This window comes from Haemophilus sp. HMSC061E01 (assembly GCF_001810345.1).
In the GTDB taxonomy this organism is placed as follows: Bacteria; Pseudomonadota; Gammaproteobacteria; order Enterobacterales; family Pasteurellaceae; genus Haemophilus_D.
In genome coordinates this window covers 1-355 of record NZ_KV801001.1, presented here as the reverse complement: position 1 = coordinate 355, position 355 = coordinate 1, and the positions used below count along the sequence as shown (strand labels likewise).

At 44.8% G+C, this 355-nt stretch carries 1 rRNA gene; it reads left to right on the top strand.

What is annotated here, in order from left to right:
* Window positions 1-43 precede the first annotated feature (43 nt).
* A 23S ribosomal RNA gene (locus tag HMPREF2732_RS02695) occupies window positions 44-355 on the top strand; the annotation flags it as partial.

The following is a 355-nucleotide window of genomic DNA, read 5'->3' as shown; positions in this document are numbered from 1 at the left end:
TGTTTAGTTGAAAACGCAACATCAAGAATTTTTGAGGTTGTATAGTTAAGTGACTAAGCGTACAAGGTGGATGCCTTGGCAATCAGAGGCGAGGAAGGACGTGCTAATCTGCGAAAAGCTTGGATGAGTCGATAAGAGGCGTTTAATCCAAGATGTCCGAATGGGGAAACCCAGTAGATGAAGAATCTACTATCACTTACTGAATCCATAGGTAAGTGAGGCAAACCGGGAGAACTGAAACATCTAAGTACCCCGAGGAAAAGAAATCAACCGAGATTTCGTTAGTAGCGGCGAGCGAACGCGAAGGAGCCTGTTAGTGATAATGACAGAGACAGAGGAACAAGCTGGGAAGCTT